This window comes from Agrobacterium sp. 20P9.1.2 (assembly GCF_057799395.1).
Genome location: NZ_JBYOKI010000022.1, coordinates 1 through 312, shown reverse-complemented (window position 1 = coordinate 312; position 312 = coordinate 1). Strand labels below are relative to the sequence as shown.

Genomic DNA, 312 nt, shown 5'->3' with positions numbered 1-312 from the left:
TTTGGTTGCGGGGGCAGGATTTGAACCTGCGGCCTTCAGGTTATGAGCCTGACGAGCTACCGGGCTGCTCCACCCCGCGTCCAGCGCATTCGGCTATGCCGAATGTCGCGAGTACGTCATCGCGTTGCGATGACGGATCTGTGCCGGAGCAAATTGCGTAGCAATTTGTCTCCTGTAAGGGGCGCACCTTAGTCGGTACACCACTTTGTTTTTGTCGTTGTGCTTTATAACACAAAAGGCCGCGTTGTGAGCGGCCTTTGACTGGCCTTTTGGCCGTTTGTTTTTGCGTTGAGAAGATATTGATTGTTATGA

Annotated in this window: 1 tRNA gene; it reads right to left on the bottom strand. The window is 52.9% G+C overall.

Features of this window, described 5'->3' with window-relative positions:
* Nucleotides 1–2: 2 nt before the first annotated feature.
* Nucleotides 3–79 (bottom strand) — tRNA-Met (locus AC27VJ_RS22605).
* Between the last annotated feature and the right edge of the window lie 233 nt (nucleotides 80–312).